22 protein-coding genes and 1 pseudogene are annotated in these 20,858 nt (G+C 51.0%); 10 read left to right on the top strand and 13 right to left on the bottom strand.

Features of this window, described 5'->3' with window-relative positions:
- The first annotated feature begins 68 nt into the window (after positions 1-68).
- The gene (locus tag RHP47_RS00195; RefSeq protein WP_286649746.1) at positions 69-542 is read left to right on the top strand and encodes a type IV pilin-like G/H family protein; all 474 of its coding nucleotides are present in this window, start codon (positions 69-71) and stop codon (positions 540-542) included.
- Here the strand turns inward: RHP47_RS00195 and RHP47_RS00190 are convergent.
- A complete protein-coding gene (locus tag RHP47_RS00190) occupies positions 516-908 on the bottom strand; it encodes a helix-turn-helix transcriptional regulator (RefSeq protein WP_286626074.1) in 393 nt (130 codons plus the stop codon). The genes RHP47_RS00195 and RHP47_RS00190 overlap by 27 nt on opposite strands.
- A 117-nt stretch (positions 909-1,025) precedes the next feature.
- On the opposite strand from RHP47_RS00190, the gene RHP47_RS00185 reads away from it, so the two are divergent.
- Positions 1,026-1,193 carry a metallothionein gene (locus tag RHP47_RS00185; RefSeq protein ID WP_206200560.1) on the top strand — a complete coding sequence of 56 codons (168 nt, stop codon included), beginning with the start codon at positions 1,026-1,028 and terminating at the stop codon, positions 1,191-1,193.
- A 93-nt stretch (positions 1,194-1,286) separates the two neighbouring features.
- A complete protein-coding gene (locus tag RHP47_RS13075) occupies positions 1,287-1,493 on the top strand; it encodes a permease (protein WP_399381638.1) in 207 nt (68 codons plus the stop codon).
- Here the strand turns inward: RHP47_RS13075 and RHP47_RS00180 are convergent.
- Genes RHP47_RS00180 through RHP47_RS00170 form a run of 3 tightly spaced genes read right to left on the bottom strand, consistent with a single transcriptional unit; the run spans position 1,406 to position 3,532 of the window.
- The gene (locus RHP47_RS00180) at positions 1,406-2,386 is read right to left on the bottom strand and encodes a glycosyltransferase family A protein (RefSeq protein WP_310840729.1); all 981 of its coding nucleotides are present in this window, start codon (positions 2,384-2,386) and stop codon (positions 1,406-1,408) included. The genes RHP47_RS13075 and RHP47_RS00180 overlap by 88 nt on opposite strands.
- Complete coding sequence (locus tag RHP47_RS00175) at positions 2,341-3,108, bottom strand: glycosyltransferase (RefSeq protein ID WP_310840727.1); 768 nt, start codon at positions 3,106-3,108, stop codon at positions 2,341-2,343. Before RHP47_RS00175 ends, RHP47_RS00180 begins: the two co-directional genes overlap by 46 nt.
- A 4-nt stretch (positions 3,109-3,112) precedes the next feature.
- Entirely contained in the window at positions 3,113-3,532 is a 420-nt protein-coding gene (locus RHP47_RS00170; RefSeq protein WP_310840725.1) for a DUF4168 domain-containing protein, read from the bottom strand.
- A 314-nt stretch (positions 3,533-3,846) separates the two neighbouring features.
- Here RHP47_RS00170 and psaC point away from each other — a divergent pair, with 314 nt between their 5' ends.
- Positions 3,847-4,092, top strand: coding sequence for a photosystem I iron-sulfur center protein PsaC (gene psaC / locus RHP47_RS00165; RefSeq protein ID WP_011056855.1), 246 nt, complete (start codon positions 3,847-3,849; stop codon positions 4,090-4,092).
- A 111-nt stretch (positions 4,093-4,203) separates the two neighbouring features.
- On the opposite strand, the gene RHP47_RS00160 is transcribed toward psaC, so the two are convergent.
- A complete protein-coding gene (locus RHP47_RS00160; RefSeq protein ID WP_286626067.1) occupies positions 4,204-4,482 on the bottom strand; it encodes a hypothetical protein in 279 nt (92 codons plus the stop codon).
- A gap of 234 nt (positions 4,483-4,716) precedes the next feature.
- Here RHP47_RS00160 and RHP47_RS00155 point away from each other — a divergent pair, with 234 nt between their 5' ends.
- From RHP47_RS00155 to RHP47_RS00135, 5 genes and pseudogenes are all read left to right on the top strand, one after another.
- A complete protein-coding gene (locus RHP47_RS00155) occupies positions 4,717-5,169 on the top strand; it encodes a type IV pilin-like G/H family protein (RefSeq protein ID WP_310840723.1) in 453 nt (150 codons plus the stop codon).
- A 108-nt stretch (positions 5,170-5,277) separates the two neighbouring features.
- Positions 5,278-5,382 (top strand): annotated as a pseudogene (locus RHP47_RS00150) (IS630 family transposase); the annotation flags it as partial.
- 156 nt (positions 5,383-5,538) lie between these two features.
- On the top strand, positions 5,539-8,919 hold the full coding sequence (locus RHP47_RS00145) for a glycosyltransferase (protein ID WP_310840721.1): 3,381 nt from the start codon (positions 5,539-5,541) through the stop codon (positions 8,917-8,919).
- A gap of 198 nt (positions 8,920-9,117) precedes the next feature.
- Positions 9,118-9,414: a ferredoxin PetF1 gene (gene petF1 / locus RHP47_RS00140; RefSeq protein ID WP_011056851.1), complete on the top strand. Its 297-nt coding sequence runs from the start codon at positions 9,118-9,120 to the stop codon at positions 9,412-9,414.
- 105 nt (positions 9,415-9,519) lie between these two features.
- The gene (locus RHP47_RS00135; protein WP_310840719.1) at positions 9,520-10,662 is read left to right on the top strand and encodes a GNAT family N-acetyltransferase; all 1,143 of its coding nucleotides are present in this window, start codon (positions 9,520-9,522) and stop codon (positions 10,660-10,662) included.
- Here the strand turns inward: RHP47_RS00135 and RHP47_RS00130 are convergent.
- The 4 genes from RHP47_RS00130 to RHP47_RS00115 form a co-directional block, all read right to left on the bottom strand.
- Complete coding sequence (locus tag RHP47_RS00130) at positions 10,659-11,402, bottom strand: hypothetical protein (RefSeq protein ID WP_286668812.1); 744 nt, start codon at positions 11,400-11,402, stop codon at positions 10,659-10,661. The genes RHP47_RS00135 and RHP47_RS00130 overlap by 4 nt on opposite strands.
- Before the next feature lie 41 nt (positions 11,403-11,443).
- Positions 11,444-12,919, bottom strand: a complete 1,476-nt coding sequence (locus RHP47_RS00125; RefSeq protein ID WP_302679639.1) for a hypothetical protein — start codon at positions 12,917-12,919, stop codon at positions 11,444-11,446.
- A gap of 85 nt (positions 12,920-13,004) precedes the next feature.
- On the bottom strand, positions 13,005-14,561 hold the full coding sequence (locus tag RHP47_RS00120; protein ID WP_286626050.1) for a DUF697 domain-containing protein: 1,557 nt from the start codon (positions 14,559-14,561) through the stop codon (positions 13,005-13,007).
- Entirely contained in the window at positions 14,558-14,941 is a 384-nt protein-coding gene (locus tag RHP47_RS00115; RefSeq protein ID WP_310840715.1) for a hypothetical protein, read from the bottom strand. Before RHP47_RS00115 ends, RHP47_RS00120 begins: the two co-directional genes overlap by 4 nt.
- Before the next feature lie 203 nt (positions 14,942-15,144).
- On the opposite strand from RHP47_RS00115, the gene gatA reads away from it, so the two are divergent.
- Positions 15,145-16,593 (top strand): Asp-tRNA(Asn)/Glu-tRNA(Gln) amidotransferase subunit GatA, encoded by a 1,449-nt coding sequence (gatA, locus tag RHP47_RS00110; protein ID WP_286626048.1) that lies wholly within the window; start codon positions 15,145-15,147, stop codon positions 16,591-16,593.
- Positions 16,594-16,596: 3 nt separating this feature from the next.
- Here gatA and pstB read toward each other — a convergent pair whose 3' ends face one another.
- The 4 genes from pstB to pstS form a co-directional block, all read right to left on the bottom strand.
- A complete protein-coding gene (pstB, locus tag RHP47_RS00105; RefSeq protein ID WP_310840712.1) occupies positions 16,597-17,397 on the bottom strand; it encodes a phosphate ABC transporter ATP-binding protein PstB in 801 nt (266 codons plus the stop codon).
- 22 nt (positions 17,398-17,419) lie between these two features.
- Positions 17,420-18,307 carry a phosphate ABC transporter permease PstA gene (gene pstA / locus RHP47_RS00100; RefSeq protein WP_149817025.1) on the bottom strand — a complete coding sequence of 296 codons (888 nt, stop codon included), beginning with the start codon at positions 18,305-18,307 and terminating at the stop codon, positions 17,420-17,422.
- Between the two features lie 8 nt (positions 18,308-18,315).
- Positions 18,316-19,284: a phosphate ABC transporter permease subunit PstC gene (pstC, locus tag RHP47_RS00095; protein ID WP_310840710.1), complete on the bottom strand. Its 969-nt coding sequence runs from the start codon at positions 19,282-19,284 to the stop codon at positions 18,316-18,318.
- 95 nt (positions 19,285-19,379) lie between these two features.
- On the bottom strand, positions 19,380-20,459 hold the full coding sequence (pstS, locus tag RHP47_RS00090; protein ID WP_310840708.1) for a phosphate ABC transporter substrate-binding protein PstS: 1,080 nt from the start codon (positions 20,457-20,459) through the stop codon (positions 19,380-19,382).
- Between the last annotated feature and the right edge of the window lie 399 nt (positions 20,460-20,858).

Genomic DNA, 20,858 nt, shown 5'->3' with positions numbered 1-20,858 from the left:
CCTGTAATTTCACAGAGATCTGTGGGAACACTTGAGAGTGAAGACGAGTCTAACCTGAGAGTCGCCCTATGTCTCCTTACCGTCTTAATTTGCCTTGGTTCTACCGATCGCTCATCCTCTCGAAAGGCTTTACCCTCATTGAACTGCTCGTCGTTGTCATTATTATTGCGATTTTGGCGGCGATCGCCCTCCCCTCCATGTTAAATCAGGCTACAAAAGCCCGCGAATCCCAAGCCAAAACAAACGTTGGTGCGGTCAACCGTGCGCAACAGGCCTACCGTTTGGCCAATCCCACATTCACCACTGACATTGCAAGTTTACAAATCGGCTTTAGTGATACGCCCGACTATAATTACGCAATCACCGCTGCGAATAGTAACTATGCTGAATTCCAAGCCACCCCTGAGCGTTCAGAATTGAAAGCATTTACGGGCTGCACCTATGCTACGTTTACAACACTAACCACAACCCAAATTTTAGAAGCTGCCCCCGCTGGTTCAGGAATTGCCTCACCCTCATCTTGCCCCGTTCCCACTCCCTGAAGTGTCTGATGCGTCTTCATCTAAGTGTTCTGCGACCGCCTCATAAAGAGCGAGGACATGGTGATCTAGCAATTGATAAAAGATATGCCGCCCTTGGCGACGAAACTTGACCAGTCGCATGGCCTTAAGCATCCGCAATTGGTGGGAGACGGCAGACTCGCTCATTTCCAGTGCCACGGCAATATCGCCAACACAAAACTCCCCTTGGGCGAGCAAGGCGACAATCCGCAGTCGGTTGGCATCCGCCAAGAGGCCAAAAAATTGCGCCATCCGTTGGGCTTTCTCCGTAGAGAGCAGGCGATCGCTGGCTCGTGCCAAAGCCTCTGGATGATGAGGATGAGAAGGAGCAAAAATTTTAGTATTCATACTTCCATCATAGGCGTTGATCAGGTGCTAACTAATTGACGTTTGAACAACTGTTCAGATATATTAAAGGAGAGGTGAAGCATACCTCCCTTGTGTCACCCATTTGGAGAAAAAGCCATGACAACCGTTACCCAAATGAAATGTGCCTGCCCCCACTGCCTCTGCATTGTCTCCCTCAGCGAGGCCATCATGGTTGAGGGCAAACCCTACTGCTCCGAAGCCTGTGCCAACGGCACCTGCAAAGAAAGCGGTGGTTGTGGCCATACAGGCTGTGGCTGTAGCTAAGGCTCGCAATTTTTAGCTGAATGGGCGGGGAACTCCGCCCTTTGCCACCTTAGAACCTGAAAAAGTTAGAGTTTATTTAGAGGGAAAACGCAAATTAAGCGGCATATTTTAGCAGCAAGTTTAGGAGCAGTAACACCATTTTGTTCTTGTTCTGCCGTGCCTTTATTTATCGGTTTTGTTAAAGCTGGGTTGGTTATTTATTTAATGCTATCTCAGCCTAACAGATCCTTAGCCTGCTGTCGCTGTTGCCGATGGCGTCTATGCTTAAGGAACCCAAGAAAACTTCTGGGACACAAATAAAGGACAACAAGGATCAGGAGCAACTCATAGCACCCACTGCGCCATGTGAGGCGAAGAAGAGTTTTCGTATCCAATGTCTCTGCATTAATTTTGGTGTTTATCAATGTGGCTATGGCAATTCGGCGAAAACAGGCCTTAATCCCTCGGCGGTGGTGGTAAGGAGTTTGCTGAGAGTGTAACAACTCTACTAAAAAGGGTAATGAAGCAGGGAGTGCAGCTTGAGGGAGTTTACTGCAGCGATTCTCTGCATCTTGGTTATAGATAACAGTAACTATTGCTGCATGAGCTACAGGGTATTGGTACCCCAAGTGCCACCAAGCGATGTAGTCCTCATTTAGTTTGACACCCACGGGGAAGCCCCCAACAGAAAGTAGCGCCTCCTTGCAAACACAGGCAGTTGAGGAATTAACCATACTCAGTCCTTGGGCATGGGTTTCAAAGAACCGCTCCACCATGCCTCGCCAGCCGTATGGCAACCCGCTTGGCGGCAAATAGTAGTCCCCACGTTGCCGAATTAGACAAAATGTACTCCACAAAGCGGCTTGCGGAAACTCCGTGATTAATGCTTGAAGAGTACTCAAGTGCTCGGGCAGCCACTCATCATCAGCATCCAAAAATGCGACGTAGGGATAACTGGCTTCCTGTAATCCGCGATTACGGGCGGCGCTCACCCCTTGGTTTGGCTGTTGAATCAAACGCACACCCTGATCCAAAAAGCCGCGAACAATTTCAGCGCTAGCATCAGTTGACCCATCATCAACCACAAGAATCTCAGCTGCTGGGCTGGTTTGCTGCAAAACGCTCCTCAGCGTATGAGCAATATGCCTAGCTTTGTTATACAAAGGAATTACCACAGAAATTTTGATCTCTGTTGTTGAATGCGGGGCCAACATCTGATAATCCGATAAAAGAGTAGCAAGGTTTGGACAAGGAGGGAGTGTCCTAAACGAACTTGAACCCGATACGACTCAACAATCGATCCCAAAGGATCGCTACCACTGGTTCCATGGGGATGGAAACGCCCAGCAATAAAATCTCTCCTAGCAACCCTTGCGCCTGCACGAATTGCTTGCATAACAAAAAGCTGATCCGCTGCGATAGGAAAATGGTGGGAGTATTGACCAACCCTTTGATGTAGTGTGCGTCGAATTGCCAAGCCAACAGCATGACTAGTTACGTGAGCCTGCATGCCCTTCAACCATTCCCATGCTGGCTGCCAAACAGGCGCTATGTCACGCTCTCCTATGTAATAGTTAGCAGTAACAAAATCCGCCTCTGTTTCCTCGCAAGCGATCTTGTATTGGGCAACTGCCTCAGGAAAGAGCTCGTCATCTGCACCCATCACCACATAATAGTCTCCTGAGGCTAGGCAAACAGCACGGTTGAGGGCATCATAGATCCCAAAGTCGGGTCGCGAGTCGACAACGACTGCCTTTAGTTCAGCTTTTGCTGCTTCTATTAGCTCTAAAGTGCGATCTGTAGAGCCACCATCGGCAACGACCCACTCAAAGTCTTGATCGGTTTGAGCAATCAGCGACGCAATCAACCGTGGCAGGTGTTCCTCAGCATTATAGGTCGCAGTAATAATACTTAGAGTTGGTTGAGTGGGTTTCATGGGTTCAAGGTCTCCGCAATCGCAACATTTCGGCCTGAATACGCTGACTCAAGGCGCTGTCCTGCTGTGCTCGCAGTGTAATCGCATTGAATTGCTCTAAAGACATATTATATTTCCTCAGCACCTGCATTGCCTCACGCACATAGTTAGCACAGATGGTCTCCAAGCCACTGGGGATATTTTGGGGATTCATGCCAAAGCAAGAATTGCGGGGCACTTGACCTTGGAAAGCCACCTGAGCTTGACGGTAGTATTTTTGACGAATGGGTTCAATTTCCAGAACCACGCGGGCATAGTTCATGATCTCCCACGGAGCGATCGCATCTGTGCGCGGGGAAGTTTGAGCCAAGGAATGAGGTGAAGGCACAGGCACCAGCAGTAGGCCTGCACTACACACAGCAAGGGGCAACCACTTCCAAGACATTGACCACCACACACAACGCATCCGACTACACTGTACTTGGAATCCCTAGAACCCTTTCAAGTTCCGCAACCCAGGCAAGCGCCACGGATTAAATGACTAAGATTGACCCCACAGTAGGTAAATTTACCAGACTTTACAAAAAAGTTACATTCTTTGAAGTTTGCCCATCCACTCCGCCGCGCAACCAACCACTGCGGTATCCTAAATCTCGGTATTTATCTCCAGACTGCCCTTATTGTCGTAGCTTAGGGGCTTCCTGAGTTGGCGGCAGGGCATCCACCTGTCATCCTGATCGTTTTAGGAGCGGTTATTCCATGGCTCACACTGTCAAAATCTACGATACCTGCATTGGCTGCACCCAGTGTGTGCGGGCCTGCCCCACCGATGTGCTGGAAATGGTGCCTTGGGATGGTTGCAAAGCGGGTCAAATTGCCTCCTCCCCCCGCACGGAAGATTGCGTTGGCTGCAAACGCTGTGAAACGGCCTGTCCGACGGACTTTTTGAGTATTCGCGTCTATCTGGGTGCCGAAACCACCCGCAGTATGGGCCTAGCCTACTAGTTCCCTGTGTAATCTTCCTCGAATTCTTGATTGGGCTTGAGGCAATATCCCTACGTCTCAAGTCTTTTATTTGTTGTCTGCAGCACCAACCAACCCATACTCACTTACGGCTCAGGACTGATCCTCGTTGCTGAGGCGGTTTTGCAGGTCATCCACCGCTTCATTGATTTGGGCAATTTTGGCCTCTAGCTCTAGGCGCATAGACTCCATTAAGTTGTCATCACTGCCATTGAGGGGAGCAGTTTTATCCCCCTTCAGCCGCCCAGAGTCACTGGTGATTGCTTCGCTCAATCGATCCTTAACTAAAAGCGTGACAAGGGAACCCGCAATGCCACCAAAGAGGGCACCTGCTAGAAATCCCCAGCCAAAGCCATTGCCACGGTTATTCATAAAGAGACTGATCAGGCTTGATAACTATAGACTAGCCTACTGCACACCATGCGAAGATACCACAGGAGCAAGCTACCGCAAATTTAGCAGATTGGGAATGACGCCTACCGAGGGCACTCCAGTAGTAGCAGGAAAAAATCGGAAACTTTTTGGAAGGGGTGTTAATTTTGCTGCAGGGGGTGGGTATGTTATGCCTAGAGGCGAATATGTCTTGACCTAAGGAGTCTCAAAAATATGAAAACCGAACTGAAAGCAAAATTCCTCCAGCACCTGCTGGCCAAGAAAAAAGCCAACGAAGGCTTCACCCTGATTGAACTGCTGGTGGTGGTGATCATCATCGGTATCTTGGCCGCCATTGCCCTGCCCTCCATGCTCAACCAAGCCGCTAAAGCTCGTCTCTCTAGCGCCAAGAACACGATCGGTGCCATCAACCGTGCCCAACAGGCCTACCGTCTAGAAAACACTGAGTTTGCCCCTAATGTCACACTCCTGAAGCTAGGGGTCTCGACACCTGATGGATACAAGACACCTGGAATTACGACTAATGCTGGGGCACATGCTATCGCCCAAACAACCTCTATTGACAACCAAGGAACAGGGGTCACAGGTTGTGTGACGGTGAAGGAGGGTATCACGACCTCTACAATTGTGACAGGCACCGGTGCTAATGCTCCTGACTGCTCTTAGGTCAATGCAGTAGGACTGCCTAAGTTTTTTTTGCAGAGTTTTACTGATCAAAGCTGAAGTGCCAAGAATTCTGTATTCTTGGCCTTTTATTTATATCTAGATTTTATTTTGAATGTGATTGAGCATGACTTTAGTGCGCTGAAGCAAGCGCGGATGTATACGGGGTCAAACAGTTCGATTGATGAGTTGATTCGCAAGTATTGTGCTGGATAATGTCTCATTCTTTATTGGAATAGCTATAAGTTTTAAGTCAAAGTTGGCTTTACTAAGTCAAACCAAATTAGAGCTAAAACGAGGTATTCTTGGCTTTTTTCACCAAAAACTATTACCTTAAGAGAAAATTAGTCTGGTCAGTTACCCTCTGCTCCTATGCGCATTCTCTTTATTGATCGGATTGGTTGGCAGTACACACTCAACACACCCTATGAAGCTCCCTTAGGGGGGTCACAGTCGGCGTTGTGTTATCTGGCGGAGCAATTGCAACAGCGAGGGCACGAGGTTTGGCTCTTCAATAACACGCGGCACATTGAATGTATTCGGCAGGTTCCCCATCTGCCCCTAGCTTGGCTGACGCTGCCATTCCTTGAGCAACTGCAACCTGATGTGGCCATTATTTTGAATAGTACCGCTGCGGCTGACCAGCTTCGTTTAGTGTTGCCACCCCAGACTCCCCTATTACTATGGACACAACACGCTGCCGATCAACTTGATGTTCAATCTTTACATTCATCCGAACATCAGGAGGTCTATCAACGGATTATCTTAATTAGTCAGTGGCAGCAAGAGCAATATATTGAAGTATTCAAAATTCCTGTTGAGAAAACCGCTGTCCTGCGTAATGCCATTGCCCCTTGTTTTGAAAACCTTTTTGATCCTACAGAATCTATCCTTAAGGCAAAGGCGCAACCTTTGACACTGGCCTATACGAGTACCCCCTTTCGCGGTTTGCATCTACTTCTTGATCTCATGCCTTCGCTGCAGGCGAGCCATCCCTCAGTACGTCTCAATGTCTATTCCAGCATGAAGGTCTATCAAGCCAGCGAGGCTGAGGATCAACAGCGGTATGGAAACCTCTACCAACGCTGCCATGACTTGGCCAATGTCAATTATATTGGGTCACTCCCCCAACCAGAACTAGCTCAAGCCCTCAAATCCACTGCCATTTGGGCCTATACGAATACCTTTGCTGAAACCTCCTGCATTGCCGCAATGGAGGCTATGGCCAGCGGTTGCTACGTCATTACTAGTGAACTGGGTGCCCTCCCTGAAACAACAGCGGGCTTTGCTGACCTCATCCCTCTTCCCCACGAGGACTATCTAGCTGCCTATGGCTGCGTGCTTGATCGGGTGATTCAACGGTTTAAAGACCCTCAAGCCCATGCCGCCCTCGATGCCCATCTCCGTGCTCAAGTGGACTACATCAATCGCCACTGCACATGGTCAGTTCGTGCCCGCGAATGGGAAGCATTCCTAGAACAGGTGTTGACAGAGTCTGTGGTAATGTTGGGCAACTGGCAGCAGCGACTTCGCTATTATCTTGAACAGCGACGATATGAGGATGTACTAGCTGCCTGCGAGACATTGAGCGAGCAGTTTCCTGCAGAGCACTACTGGGTTGCCTATCAAGGCGCCACGTACATTTTTCAGGACAAAGAGACAGAGGCACAGCTGCTGTGGTCAGTGTATCTCAGTGACTTTACTGAAGAAGAGCAAGCAGAAATTACCGCAACATGGGCACCGATCCTATTGGAGCTTGCAAATTTACCCCGCAACACCTCAGAGCTGCAATTTGCTCTCACAAGCTACGCCTACGAATTTACCCCTAACTTCAAGATAGGGTTGAAATTACTAAACCTCTCACTTGAATTACGATTTGGCACAGAAGAAATTACTCACTTGTTACATCAACTCACTGCTTTATTGACACCAAATAAAGGCTTAGAGGAAATTAACCCTAATGATGTTGTTAATACAGTGCAGCACTTGGTAGGTTACAGCAGTGAGCTAGAGGGGTTGCCTGAGTTTATCAAAGCGCTAGGCCAATATCCATCACTGCAACCTGCGCTTGAGAAGGCAGTGTTTGAAATGCTCAATAATCATCCTGCTAGCCTAGCTCCTTCCCTAGCTGAGGTTTGCCTAAAAATTGCTGAGGAAAAATGGGGATTGTACGAGTTTATTTCCCGTATTTGTGCTAAGAGCAAGTTACATGAGTTGGCACTTTACTGTGCAAATAAGCTCTTTGATTATCCACTGACACTTTTGGGGGAGGATGTCAGCCCCACTTCTAAACTGCACGTGCTACAAACGTTTAAGTATGATCTCAATTATTCTGAAGAAGTTGCAAATCTGTGGAAGAGATGGTTTGAGAACGTCGATCGCTGTAATCAATTTCTTGTAGAGAATATCAGCAGTCAACAAATTGACTTTGGCAGCATCTTTTATGCTATCTCTTCTTACTTTCATCTGACACATCAATTTGATGAACCTTCTAAAATTAAACCAATCTATAACAGGCGTAATAAAGTCTTTTATGAAAATGCTCAGTACTTTCTACCCGTCAATAATTACTATGCTAATCATCAACTATCTTTACATTCTTCTATAGAGAGTTCATCTACTGAGAAAATTAAAGTTGGATTTATTGGCACTTGTTTTCACGAGCATCCTGCGGGTCATCAGGTTCGTGCCTTTATTCGGTTGTACGATCGCCAGCAGTTTGAATTTTATGGCTATAATCCATGGTTTCGTACCAGTAAGGAAGACCAACTTTCTCGCTGGTTTCAAGTTAGTTTCGATTACTTTCGCAGTTGTGACACAAAAGTCAATGAGATTGCTCAGCAGATTTATGACGATAAAATTGATGTTCTCATTGACTTAGATAGCTGCACCAGTGACCTTACCTATCAAGTTCTCACCCTCAAGCCAGCACCTGTACAAGCGACATGGGTGGGCTTTGATGCCATTGGCTTGCCAACAGTAGATTACTTTATTGTTGACCCTTACATTCTGCCTGAGGGAGCGCAAGCATGGTACACAGAAACCCTGTGGCGCCTGCCGGATTGTTATCTCTCCCTTGATGGCTATGAGGTGGCCAACAAAACTGGGATTCGCGATCAATTGGGGCTGAGTGCCGATACGGTAATCTTTCTCTGTGCCCAGCGAGCCAGTAAAATTCAACCGGAAATGCTCAAGCTGCAATTTGCCATTGTTGAAGCGGTGCCAAATGCTGTACTCATTGTGAAATATCACAGTAGCAGTCCCATCTTTGAGGAGTGGTGCCGTAGTGTTGCTGAAGCTGCCGGATTTGATTTAAGCAAACTCTATTTCTTGACATCAAATCCGCCAGAGATCCACCGTGCCAATCTTTACGATGTAGATGTAGTACTCGATACCTATCCCTATGTGGGGGGGGCAATGAGCCTAGAGGCGCTATGGATGGAGGTGCCAATTGTGACGAAGGTGGGTCAGCAGTTTGTGGCACGGCACACCTACACTTTCCTCAAAAATGTTGGCGTTGAGGAGGGGATTGCCTTCAATGATGAGGAGTATGTGAATTGGGGAATTCGTTTCGGGACGGAGCCAGACCTGCGGCAACAGGTCAGCTGGAAACTGCGGCAAGCTAAACGCTATGCCCCCCTGTGGAATCCCCAACGCTTTAGCCGTGAGATGGAGCAAGCCCTAACGGCCATGGTGAATCGGTATCGGACAGGGGAGTTGGTTGTGCCCCCGCGCCATCGAGTCGGAGAATAGAGCCAGTCATCGAGTTTGCTTAATTTTCTCCATAGAGTTCAATGTCTATAAGTATTTCAGATACCTTGGAAGCCTTAGATTACGAAAACGATACAAGGAGGGGTTTGCAGTTGCCAATCAAGGCTGAGGTTTTCCCCTAGTATCTAAATTGGAGCGTGATGGCTCCCTGCCTTTTCCATATAAGAGAGGACAAGATTCATGGCAACCTACAAAGTAACGCTTGTGCGTCCTGATGGAAGCGAAACAACCATTGATGTGCCCGAAGATGAGTACATTCTGGATGTGGCTGAAGAGCAAGGCTTAGACCTGCCCTTCTCCTGCCGTGCTGGTGCTTGCTCGACCTGTGCCGGCAAGCTGCTGGAAGGGGAAGTGGATCAGTCGGATCAGTCCTTCTTGGATGATGACCAAATCGAGAAGGGCTTTGTGCTCACCTGTGTCGCCTATCCCCGCTCTGATTGTAAAATCCTCACCAACCAAGAGGAAGAACTTTACTAAGGCGATTTTGCACAATTTATCTTGCTGGGGCGGTTGTCGTGGGGCAGCGCCCCTTTATTTTGGTGACGGAGTCCTTAAGATGGAAGTAGTGATTGGTGCCCGCTGATGGTTTCCGACTTGCCCCCCACTGGTGATTTGATTATCCGTCCCTTGGCCTATCGGGATGTGGAGGTGGTGGAACAGCGGCTGTGCCATGAAGGGGTACATGATCAACCCTTTGGTCTGCCGTCCTTGGCGGGTGGCCTGATGACCTCACCGCTGCATCTATTGCAGTGGCTAACGGGGATGAGCAAGCTGCGGATTTATGTCGCGGAGCGGGACAACCAAGTGTTAGGCGTTGTGCAAGTGGCTCCCTTTAATGAAAGTCGCACCACATGGCAGGTGCAGCAATTGGCCGCCCAAGAGTTTACGGAGGTGGGGACACAACTCCTGCGCCACTGTTTTAGTACCCTTGTGGAAGCCCGTACTTGGATGGTTGAAATCAATATTGACCACCGTGAAGCACTAGACCTCTACCGCCAAAATGGCTTTCAACCCTTGGCGCATCTCACCTACTGGCAAATTTCAGCGGATCAGTTGGCAGAACTGGCACAGGGCACGCCTTGCTTGCCTAATTTGCTGAAGGTCACGAATGCCGATGCACGGTTGCTGCATGAGTTGGATACGATGTCGATGCCGGCACTGGTGCGCCAAGTCTTTAATCGCCACTATCGGGACTTTCAAACGAGTCTTTTGGATTGGCTACACCACGGTTTGGCCAGTTGGTCGCAACAGGTACAAGTGCATCGTGCTTATGTGTTTGAACCACAGCGGAAGGTGGCGATCGCCTCCTATACACTCCATACCAGCCAAGATGGACACACGCCCCACTGGCTAGACTTAACAGTACATCCTGCCTATACAAATCTGTATCCAGGGGTACTGACCCACATTGCTCGCTTGGTGCAGGCCTATCCGCCCGTACCTCTACTGCTGTCTTCGACGGATTACCAAGGGGAGCGAGAAGCCTACCTTGAAAGCTGGGCTGAACCTATCCGCCGCAGTTTAATGATGTCGCGCTCGGTGTGGCACAAGGTGCGGGAAGTGCGATCGCCCCTGCCGGAAGGCCTGACCTTATCAGAAGTGCTGCAAGGCCTGCAAACCCATCGCCGCCCTCAACCCGGTCAGATTCATACCAAAGAGGGAGCACAGGCCTACTACCGCGAGCACCCACCCGAAAACACATCGCCCCCAGAAGCCCAATCCTAATCTTGGGAGAGGGAAATTTCTGAGGTTTCAGTGTAGCCTTGGAGAGCTTGTAAAAGGCGTTGGATTGCGGTTTCATTGTCGAGGGGTAACCGTTCAGGTTCAGCAACAGCCGTGTGCTGGGTGAGCTGCGGTAGAGTTTCGAGGGGTTGACCGTAGGTATTGCCCTTGGTGGCCAGCGGTGTGCTTCGGGGCAGCGGGTTGAGGAAGCTAATTTGCTCAGGCAAGTAGAAGATGGGTTGCAGGTGCTCTAGGGGAAAGGTGCCATAGCCTTGGGCATCCGCTGGATGGTGTTGCCAGTAGTCAAGAAGGGTCTGGCGATCGCAAAAACCCAGCATCTGTGCCTGACGGCGATCGCGATCCAAACCAACAGCAACCGCCAAATCGGCGTTGATCACCCCCAAAAATGTCGGGCAATGAATCCGCACAGACTCTCCCGCCTCGACAGGATAGATAGATAACTGCACCCCTTCCAAGTTGAGATCCGCAATGTCCACAAGGTCAAGAACCTCTGGCCGCTCACACCAAGTGGTACTCAAGGTCAGATCATCGGGCAGATCGTCCAGATCATCCTGCTTACTGGGAACACCCTCATTTTCCCACCAGTCTATGAACGAGTAGAGGGCAACCAAATAGGGCAGAACCTGCCGTTGCCGACTGGGACGACATCCCTGAAGCACCCCATGGGCGGCATCCAATATCAGGGAACGAATGGGAACAGTCGGTGCCAAAAAGGAAGTCATAGCCGTCGTCATCCAAACCAAGTACGAAAAAGCGAGGCTGCCTAGGGGAGGTAGTAAATATCGTTATGCTCACACCACTGCGCAAGTTTGGCCTCTATTTGCTCATCAATTTGTTTTGCGGTGCAGAGGCCACGGGCATAGTCAGGGTGAATTTCACGGCGGGTTTGCCGTCGTTGATGGGGGCTGGGGATTGATTGGGTTTCATACCATCGCCTCATCCATTGCGGAATCTGGGGATCTTGAAAGAATTTACGGTAGAGCCACAGGCGATATTCACGACCGAGGCAGCGAGAAATCGTGGGCTGGCTGACAAAGAGTTCACGGGCAATTTCCGCTTGGGTACGGCGACGCTCACACCAATCCCTGACCCATGTCGGCGTCTGCGGATCATTGAGAAACTCCACCATGGACTCCACCCCTTGGCCATTGCTGGTGGGTAGGGTGCGGGTATCGGGATAGTTGTCAATCCATTCTTGGTTGCTGTCGGTGGAGCAAATGTTCAGAGAGCGAGTGGACTGCACATAACGTCCAAGAATACGCCGTACCTGTTGATGAATGTCGCGGGTGTACTCGATCGTCCAGCCCAAGAGTTGGGCAATGTGCTGGCGCAAGCGAGCCGTCGAAGCACGGATACGGGGATCGGTAATTTCCGTTTGGACAATCGTAATCAACTGAGCGCAGGCTTTGGGATCAATCTCCCGTTTTACCTCAGGGGGTGCTGCTTGATAACGATCTTGAAAGACTTGCAGGGCGCGGTTGTCATAGAAGAGCAGTTCATCAGCCTCGCGCTTGAGGAGTTTGCGTTTTTCATCCGCCAGTTTATTGCTGATGACCGTGCGCACCCATGCTTCAAAGGTGGGACGACCATGACCAGTGGCCCCAAAGGGCTTGAGGGGGTCAAAGGACTTCATTGCTTCCCAGAGCCAGCCCGTGAGGTTACTTTGGCATTGCTCGGGATCAGAACTCCCCAGACATACGGTACGCAGGAGATCGCGGTACTCGTGGCGAAACTGGGGGGATAGGAGGACTGTTGCGCCGAGTTCTTGGCGTAGGCACTGGATAAAGAAGGCGAGGAAACACTCGGCCTCTGTCAGTTCGGGGGAGGGATTGCGGTTGGCTAGGACTGGGCGACTAAAGGCAAGCACCAGTTGCTTCAGGGGTTGATTGTACTGGCCACGATTGAGGCGATCGTACTCATCTTGAATGACGGTGGCGGGAATTTGCAGTAATCGCTGCACCGTTTTTTGCACCGCCTGCTGTTGAAGTTGATCGCGGCTCAGGTTTTCTAGGCAGCGAGGAAAGAGGCGAAAATAGGCTTCCACTAGGCGTTGGAGATAGCCGCCGCGTTGACTCAGATGGGTATCAATGTTGCGCTCGAGGATGGCTCGCAGGGCTTGAGAGAGGGGCTTCGTCACAGCGGGCGATCGCTCCCCGGCTAAATAACGAGACCGAGCTGCCTGCAATAACTGCGGCAGTTGTTCCACCTCAAGATCAGGACTGCGGGTCGAGAGACTCATCCGAAATCGGCAACGTGAAAATAATTTAATTACTCAACATAGTAGCGGTTTTTGCCGATGTCCTTGGGGCAATTGTTAGGATCGCTTAAGATAGCTCTTCCTCATGGGATAAAGGGGTTTTCATCGCCTCAGGAATCACGGTTCCAAGTTGCGATGGCAAGCGAGCGATCGCCTGCTGCACAAAGGAGCGAATAAATTCATCGCGGCGATTGAGTTCAAATTGCTGTTGAACTACTTCGCTGATGCCACCATCGCCCCAGTCTTGGTTGTGGCGAAAATACTCAATAAAACTTTTACCAGCAATGCGAGTGAGGTAGGCAGCTGTAATCCCTTGGACGGCTTTGCCCACCACCAGCCCCCCCATGCTCAATTGCAAGGCCGTACCGACGAGATTCATGGCTCCCTTAACAATGCCCAAGCTGACCAGGGTTTTGCCCAAGGAAAGGGCTAATTCGCGGGCGCGATCGCGATTCAGGTCACAGCCATAGACCTTGCCAATTTCCATCACCATTTGCGCATTCACGGCGGCGGCAGCCAGTAGATCTACGCCGGGAATCGGCGTGACACAGACCACACCCGCACTGATCCACTGGTAGCGCTCCACCACCTTATCGGCTTGGCGGCGCCGTTGCTGATCAATGATTTTGCGAGCCTGCTCCCCTAGGCGTTGAGACTGCAAGAGGATATTATCTGCCACGAGGTCATCCCCTTCCTCGCGGAGAATGGCACTCAGCCGCCGAATCAATGGCCAAATATGGGGTTCGGGTTCTAACCACTCTCCTGTGTCGAGGCGAATCGGTTGGGGACGGGCGGCAATACCCACGACATCTTGGGGCGGAATCAACCCCTTAACTCGCTGCCGTAGATGGCGCAAAAGAGCCAGTTGATCGGCCTCGGAGCGCAAGTCAATTTTATTGAGGACCAAGAGCGATCGCTTGCCCATTTCCACCAAGTTGACCAAGGGCAGATATTCCGACTGGCGCAGGTCATCATCGAGCACAAAAAGCAGCAGATCTGCTTCTGCGGCCAGTTGTCGCGCTAATTGTTCCCGGTAGGTTCCAGCCACACCCGCCTCCAAAATGCCGGGGGTATCGGTAATCAGAATTTCCCGCTCTGTATTAGGTAGCCAAAAACGATAGGTTTGCCCCACTGCGGTGGTGCCCATTGTTGGTGCCACTTCCCCCACCATTTCACCAAGGAGGGCATTGACGAGAGAGGTTTTACCCGCTGAACCGGTGCCAAAGACCACAATGCGCAATTCTTGGCGGTAAAAATCCTCCTCCAGCTCCCGTGCCCGTGCCAACAGTGCTTGCCGTGCCACCTCATCTTCAATTTGACTCAGTTGCTGCCGTAGGGCTTTGAGGTTTTCGGCGGCGGCTTCCGTTTTATCAAGGGGGGCTTGGGGCGTAGCGGTAGCGGGCTTGGGCTTGCCCTTGCGCTCAAGTAAGTACAGGTAACGAAAGAAGGTATAGAGCAGCCCCCCCAATAGACCAATGAAAATCAGCACCAAGAGATTGGCCAAAAAGGGGGCAGTAAAGGCCACCTGCACATAGAGCCACGTGAGTGCCGATATCAACCAGAGGATGAGCACCAGAATGGCGCTGAATCCTAACAGGGGCCAAAACCAACGCCTAGGGGTCATGGCAGGTATTTCATCAGACGCTGCAAGACGGGCAATTTCAGCGATCGCCCCCGCCATAGGCGCACCATTAGCCCCAAGTTCACCAAAAAGTAGGCGGATCCCCAGAGACTATTGAGAAAGAGTAATAGGCCATGATGCAGAGACTGGGCTTCACTCACGCTGACCGCCCCATTCAGCAGGCCATAGCCCAACAGCCAAATGAGACCAATGAGAAGAGCAAGACGACTGACTTGACGGGTCTGGCGATCGCTCCCCCGGCGACTCAACTGCCACAGTGCTGGAATCATGCCAAAAATGGGCAGCAAATAGACAAAGAACCACAATCGCTGCACTGTCGGGTTGGTAAAGGCTTCCCGATCCACGGGGTCGAGCGGTTCCATCGAATACTCCCCAAGGGCATGAGCACCGTCGTCAGGGCTTCTTGATTCCTAATATATCGCTGATTGATTAAGAGACAGCGCCGTGCCAAAGCGCTGCATCTGGGGCGATAAATGATCAGCCACATTGCTAAACTTAAGATTGGCCTGTTTGCGGCCATGCCCGCGATCGCCAGTGTTGCATTGTCACTAGGGAATCTGCATTTATGTCAGTGATTCAGGAGCTCCACCGTCAACTCGTTCGCAAAGAACGCTCCGCCACTGAAATTACCCAAGCTTACTTAGATCGCATTGCCCAAGTGGAGCCAACACTCCATAGCTTCTTAACCGTGACGGGCGATCGCGCCCTTGCCCAAGCGGCCGCCGTGGATGAGCGCATTGCTGCCGGTGAAGAGATTGGTGTGCTCACAGGGATTCCCTTGGCCATCAAGGATAACCTTTGCACCTACGGTGTGCGCACCACCTGTGCCTCTAAGATGCTGGAGCACTTTGTCCCCCCCTACGAATCCACCGTGACCCAAAAATTGCAGGCCGCTGGCGCGATTATGGTGGGCAAAACCAATCTCGATGAATTTGCCATGGGCAGCTCTACTGAAAATTCTGCCTTTGGTTTCACCGCCAATCCTTGGCATCCAGAGCGGGTCTCTGGGGGGTCTTCTGGGGGATCTGCTGCCGCCGTTGCTGCCGGGGAATGTGCGGCTGCCCTTGGTTCCGATACGGGTGGTTCCATTCGTCAACCCGCCGCCTTTTGTGGGGTGGTCGGCCTCAAACCGACCTATGGTTTGGTGTCGCGCTATGGCCTTGTTGCCTATGCGTCGTCATTGGATCAAATTGGGCCTTTGGCACCGACAGTTACTGATGCTGCGATTCTTTTGGGGGCGATCGCGGGGCATGATCCCAAAGATGCCACCAGTCTCAGCGTGTCGATTCCCGACTACACCCAAGCCCTCAAACCCGATCTCAAAGGCATACGCCTTGGCGTCATTCAAGAAACTCTAGCAGAAGGCGTGCAACCAGAGGTGAAATCCGCCCTTGAAGCCGCCCTAAAAACCCTTCAGGAATTGGGGGCCACGATTGTTGAACTCTCCTGTCCCCGCTTTGCCTACGGCCTGCCCACCTACTATATCATTGCCCCCTCGGAAGCCTCGGCAAACCTAGCCCGCTATGATGGCGTGAACTTTGGTTTTCGCGCTGAAGGAGCCAGCGATCTCCTTGAAATGTACATGAAAACCCGCGCCCAAGGCTTTGGGGCTGAGGTGAAGCGGCGGATCATGATTGGCACCTACGCCCTTTCCGCTGGCTACTATGATGCCTACTACCTACGGGCACAAAAGGTACGCACCCTGATCAAAGAAGACTTTGCCCAAGCCTTTGCACAGGTGGATGTCTTGGTTTGCCCCACCACCCCCACCACTGCCTTCAAAGTTGGGGAAAAAACCGCCGACCCCCTGAGTATGTACCTGTCAGATCTGATGACCATTCCCGTCAACCTTGCCGGGCTACCAAGCTTGAGCCTCCCCTGTGGCTTTGATCAGGAAGGGCTGCCCATTGGTCTGCAATTGATTGGCAACGTCCTAGGGGAAGAGACCCTCTTTCACGTGGCCTATGCCTATGAACAGGCGACCCCTTGGCACCAGCAGCAGCCGCAGCTTTAGGCTTTAACCAAAGCGGCCACTGACATAATCCATCGTGGCTTGCTCTTTGGGGTTATTGAAGACGACGCTAGTGTAATCATACTCAACAAGGTAGCCCACCCGGTTGCCCCGTTCTGTGGCCTCGGCATTAAAGAAGGCAGTGCGATCGCTGACCCGTGCTGCCTGTTGCATATTGTGGGTCACGATCACAATCGTGTAGTTCTGCTTCAATTCATGGATCAGTTCTTCCACCTTGAGGGTAGAAATGGGGTCAAGGGCAGAACAGGGCTCATCCATGAGGATGACCTCGGGCTTGGTGGCGATCGCCCGCGCAATACATAGCCGTTGCTGTTGTCCGCCAGAGAGCGATAGACCACTTTCTTTGAGCTTGTCCTTCACCTCATCCCAAAGAGCCGCCTGCCGTAGCGCCGTTTCCACTAGCTCACCCAAATCCCCCTTATACTTATTGACCCGCGCTCCAAAGGCCACATTGTCATAAATTGATTTCGGAAAGGGATTGGGCTTTTGGAACACCATGCCAATACGCCGCCGCACTTCTACTGGATCTACCTCCTTGGCGTAGAGATCCTTGCCGTGGTAGGTAATCTTGCCCTCTACCCGAGCACCTGGCACTAGGTCATTCATGCGGTTAAAACAGCGCAGTAGTGTGCTTTTACCACAACCCGATGGGCCAATGAGAGCCGTCACTTCATTGGCATAGATGTCCATCGTTACATCCCGCACTGCCCGAAATGAGCCATAAAAAATCGAGGCATTTTGGACTTGGAGAACGACTTTGGGAGTGGGTTTAGGATGAGTCGTCATAGAACAGTTACCTTTTAAGTCCTTAGTAGCGTTTCTTACGGGTAAGCAGACGCGAGACAATACTGACGAGCAAGATGATGCTCAGCAACACCAACGCGCCTGCCCATGCCAGTTCCTGCTGGGGTTTGTAGGGAATGATGGCAAAGAAATAAACCTGTACTGAAAGCGTGGAAATGGGGCGAAACAAATCCGTTGACCAGAAGTTATTATTCAGTGCTGTAAAGAGTAGAGGAGCCGCCTCACCCCCCGCCCGTGCCACCGCTAGAGTCACCGCAGTAGCAATAGAGGGTAGCGCCGCAGGAAGCACCACTCGACTGACGGTTTCAAAACGAGTCGCCCCCAACCCCAATGCCGCCAGACGAACCTCTTCAGGAACGAGGACTAACCCCTCCTCTGTGGTTCGCATCACAATGGGCAGCATGACCACTGCAAGGGCAACCCCACCGGCAAAAGCACTAAAGGTGCCCATGGTCATGACCACAATCGTGTAGGAAAATAAACCCGCGATAATAGCGGGCACCCCGCTGAGAACGTTCGCCGAAAACCGCACCCAATAGGCAATTTTGCTGCCGCGCCCGAATTCCGACAGCCAGACGGCTCCCAAAACCCCAATGGGAACACTAATCGCCATGGCAACAGCAAGCACAATTAACGTACCAACGATGGCATTACCTAAGCCCCCCCCACCCAGACCCGGTGGTGGTGGGAGTTTTGTAAACAGATCTAAGTTGATCCGAAGCAGTCCTTGGGACGCCACATTGATGACAATGGCTGCCAAGGGAATCACCGCAATGACAGCAAACAGTCCCGTCACACCTGTCATCAACAGACCAAAGAGGTTTCGTGCCGAAGTCCAGACCTTGCCTAGTTGAATCTCTGCGGCAGAAGGGCGGTTACTGATCTCTGTCATGGTGCAACCTATCGCTCAACGTTTTGAAACTTCTTAATAATGATTTCCGCCAAGATATTGACCAGCAGCGTCAGGATCATGAGCACCAAACCGGCATACAGCAGTGCAGCCACTTGCTCTCGCCCTGCTTCACCAAACTGGGAGGCAATCAATGACGCTATCGTCGAACCCGGCTCAAGGATTGAGAGGCTAATGCGGTTGGCATTTCCCACTAGCATCGCTGCGGCCATTGTTTCGCCCATGGCTCGCCCCAAAGCCAACATCACTGAACCGACAATCCCAGAAAAGCCAGCCGGAATGAGAACCCGCAAAATGGTTTCCCAACGGGTGGCTCCCAGAGCCATTGCTCCTTGGCGTAAGTAAGGGGGCAAAGAAACCAGCGTTTGCCGTGAAATGGAGCTAATCAAGGGCAAAATCATGAAGGCCAGCACTAAACCTAGGGTGAGGAGGCTGTTACCACGGGGACTGGTACCAAAAAAGGGAATCCAGCCAAAGTGCTGATGCAAAAAACTGTAAACGGGTTGCAAAAAGGGAATGAGAACAAAAATCCCCCACAGACCAATCACCACACTGGGAATCGCTGCCAATAACTCAATAGCAAAGGCGATGGGGGTACTTAGGTATGTCGGTAGAAAGTCCTCACTTAAAAAGACTGCAATACCGATTCCTAGGGGAACTGCCACCAGTAGGGCAATGAGGGCACTCACAAGGGTACCGTAGATTTGGGGTAGGATGCCGTAGATATTTTGCACCGGGTCCCATGTAGTGCTGGCCAGAAAGCGCAGGCCAAATCGTGTAATTGCAGGTATAGCCGCAAGGCCAATTTGAATCACAATCCAGAGCAGGGCAACAGCCACCGCTAGGGCAAAGACCATTGTCAGATAGTAGAAGGATTGATCGAGGTAGTAGCGTAGGTTTTTCCGTGCCTCAATCGCAGCCAAATCCGGTAATTCAGGGGGGGTGCTGGTAACAGCCATAGGTTTCACGGGTAATATTGATCAATTGCCATAACTGACTCTTTTTCATCCTAGGGGATTGCGAGGGGGAAACACTCCCCCTGCAGTTAAATGATTTAGCCTTTAACTTTCACCTTATCGAGGGTTGCCTTGACTCGCGCGACGATGTCGTCAGGCATGGGAACATAGTCCAGTTGTTCGGCAATGCTTTTGCCCTCATTGCCCAGTGCCCAAAGCAGCACATTTTCAAGGGCTTGCCATTTTCTGCCATCTTGGTACTCAGGGTACACCAAGATCCATGTCAAGCCAGCAATGGGAAAGGCTTCGGGATTTTCGGGATCCGGCACTAGCAATGCAAAATCTTCGGGAACGTCAGCGCCCTCAAAGGCTTTGGAGGCAGCTTCCGGGGAAGGATAGACGAAGTTACCTGCCTTGTTTTCCAGTAGGGCGCGGGGCAAGTTGTTGAGTTTGGCATAGGCATACTCGACGTAGCCAATGGTGCCTTCGTTTTGCTGAATTTGGGCAGCCACGCCTTCATTGCCTTGGCCACCAACACCCACAGGCCAATTGACGGAGGTGCCAACCCCTGCCGGCCAGCCAGGACACACGGTGTTGATGTGGTTTGTGAAAATAAATGTGGTGCCACTGCCGTCAGAGCGGTGGGCAAAGGTAATTGGTTTATCGGGAAGCGTTTTACCCTCATTTGCAGCAACCAGCTTGGGATCATTCCAGCGGGTAATTTTGCCCATGACGATGTCGCAATAGACCGCCCGCGGTAATTTCAGTTCATCCACACCGGGCAGGTTATAGGCAAAGACAACGGCACCACCGACCATGGGAACTTGGATGGGGTCAGCCTTGTATCTTTCCTGAAAGGACTTCAGGCGATCGCCGGCTATTGGGGCATCGGAACCAGCAAAATCCACTGTACCGTTAATGTATTGCTCGAGGCCTGCTCCACTGCCAACGGATTGATAACTGACTTGGACGTTGGGATCAACCTGCTGGGCGTAGGTTTTGAACCAGTTTTGGTAAAGGGGGGCTGGAAAACTGGCGCCGGCACCATTAATGTTTATCGGCTCGCCCGCTTGATTTGGGCCACCCCCTCCCTGAGGGCCACAGGCAACAACAATGCCAGCGGTGAGGATGGCGCAAACAGCAATGAGAATTCGAGATTTTCTGAGTTTGAAGATCATAAGCGCGATCGCAAGTAAGAACAATGAACAAATGCATTGATGCATCAGTGTTTACAGCCCCTCTCGTGAGGATTGAGACTGCTCAAAGTAGTTAGAACTACTGTGCACTGACAGCAGGCACGAGGATCTCATCCCCGTTCATGTACTCCATAAGTTTTCAGAACAAGGGCTGCATGACAGCTTGCTCGATAGCAACGACAAATCTATCGCAACTCAAAAACAAGCTAGGGCGATAATACTGGAACGATGTAAAGGTTAGGTTAAGAACGACTCCATCTGTTAATTAAGTTTTTTTATTATTTTGCAGCGCCTGTCGCTCCGAACCAAAGCTTGGGTAGGATAGTCTAAGTTTGATTTATTGCCAAGTGTAGTGAGGAATACTTTCAAGGAAGCAATTTA

Origin of the sequence: Thermosynechococcus sp. QKsg1, from assembly GCF_031586415.1 — a bacterium.
Lineage (GTDB): Bacteria > Cyanobacteriota > Cyanobacteriia > Thermosynechococcales > Thermosynechococcaceae > Thermosynechococcus.
Note: the sequence above shows the minus strand (reverse complement) of the source record. Positions and strands in the feature narration are given on the sequence as shown.

What these genes read in the sequence shown, in the direction of transcription:
- RHP47_RS00195 (WP_286649746.1), top strand. Translation starts at nt 69, where the DNA reads ATGTCTCCTTACCGTCTTAATTTGCCTTGGTTCTACCGATCGCTCATC.
- RHP47_RS00190 (WP_286626074.1), bottom strand. Translation starts at nt 908, where the DNA reads ATGAATACTAAAATTTTTGCTCCTTCTCATCCTCATCATCCAGAGGCT.
- RHP47_RS00185 (WP_206200560.1), top strand. Translation starts at nt 1,026, where the DNA reads ATGACAACCGTTACCCAAATGAAATGTGCCTGCCCCCACTGCCTCTGC.
- RHP47_RS00180 (WP_310840729.1), bottom strand. Translation starts at nt 2,386, where the DNA reads ATGTTGGCCCCGCATTCAACAACAGAGATCAAAATTTCTGTGGTAATT.
- RHP47_RS00175 (WP_310840727.1), bottom strand. Translation starts at nt 3,108, where the DNA reads ATGAAACCCACTCAACCAACTCTAAGTATTATTACTGCGACCTATAAT.
- RHP47_RS00170 (WP_310840725.1), bottom strand. Translation starts at nt 3,532, where the DNA reads ATGTCTTGGAAGTGGTTGCCCCTTGCTGTGTGTAGTGCAGGCCTACTG.
- psaC (WP_011056855.1), top strand. Translation starts at nt 3,847, where the DNA reads ATGGCTCACACTGTCAAAATCTACGATACCTGCATTGGCTGCACCCAG.
- RHP47_RS00160 (WP_286626067.1), bottom strand. Translation starts at nt 4,482, where the DNA reads ATGAATAACCGTGGCAATGGCTTTGGCTGGGGATTTCTAGCAGGTGCC.
- RHP47_RS00155 (WP_310840723.1), top strand. Translation starts at nt 4,717, where the DNA reads ATGAAAACCGAACTGAAAGCAAAATTCCTCCAGCACCTGCTGGCCAAG.
- RHP47_RS00145 (WP_310840721.1), top strand. Translation starts at nt 5,539, where the DNA reads ATGCGCATTCTCTTTATTGATCGGATTGGTTGGCAGTACACACTCAAC.
- petF1 (WP_011056851.1), top strand. Translation starts at nt 9,118, where the DNA reads ATGGCAACCTACAAAGTAACGCTTGTGCGTCCTGATGGAAGCGAAACA.
- RHP47_RS00135 (WP_310840719.1), top strand. Translation starts at nt 9,520, where the DNA reads ATGGTTTCCGACTTGCCCCCCACTGGTGATTTGATTATCCGTCCCTTG.
- RHP47_RS00130 (WP_286668812.1), bottom strand. Translation starts at nt 11,402, where the DNA reads ATGACTTCCTTTTTGGCACCGACTGTTCCCATTCGTTCCCTGATATTG.
- RHP47_RS00125 (WP_302679639.1), bottom strand. Translation starts at nt 12,919, where the DNA reads ATGAGTCTCTCGACCCGCAGTCCTGATCTTGAGGTGGAACAACTGCCG.
- RHP47_RS00120 (WP_286626050.1), bottom strand. Translation starts at nt 14,561, where the DNA reads ATGACCCCTAGGCGTTGGTTTTGGCCCCTGTTAGGATTCAGCGCCATT.
- RHP47_RS00115 (WP_310840715.1), bottom strand. Translation starts at nt 14,941, where the DNA reads ATGGAACCGCTCGACCCCGTGGATCGGGAAGCCTTTACCAACCCGACA.
- gatA (WP_286626048.1), top strand. Translation starts at nt 15,145, where the DNA reads ATGTCAGTGATTCAGGAGCTCCACCGTCAACTCGTTCGCAAAGAACGC.
- pstB (WP_310840712.1), bottom strand. Translation starts at nt 17,397, where the DNA reads ATGACGACTCATCCTAAACCCACTCCCAAAGTCGTTCTCCAAGTCCAA.
- pstA (WP_149817025.1), bottom strand. Translation starts at nt 18,307, where the DNA reads ATGACAGAGATCAGTAACCGCCCTTCTGCCGCAGAGATTCAACTAGGC.
- pstC (WP_310840710.1), bottom strand. Translation starts at nt 19,284, where the DNA reads ATGGCTGTTACCAGCACCCCCCCTGAATTACCGGATTTGGCTGCGATT.
- pstS (WP_310840708.1), bottom strand. Translation starts at nt 20,459, where the DNA reads ATGATCTTCAAACTCAGAAAATCTCGAATTCTCATTGCTGTTTGCGCC.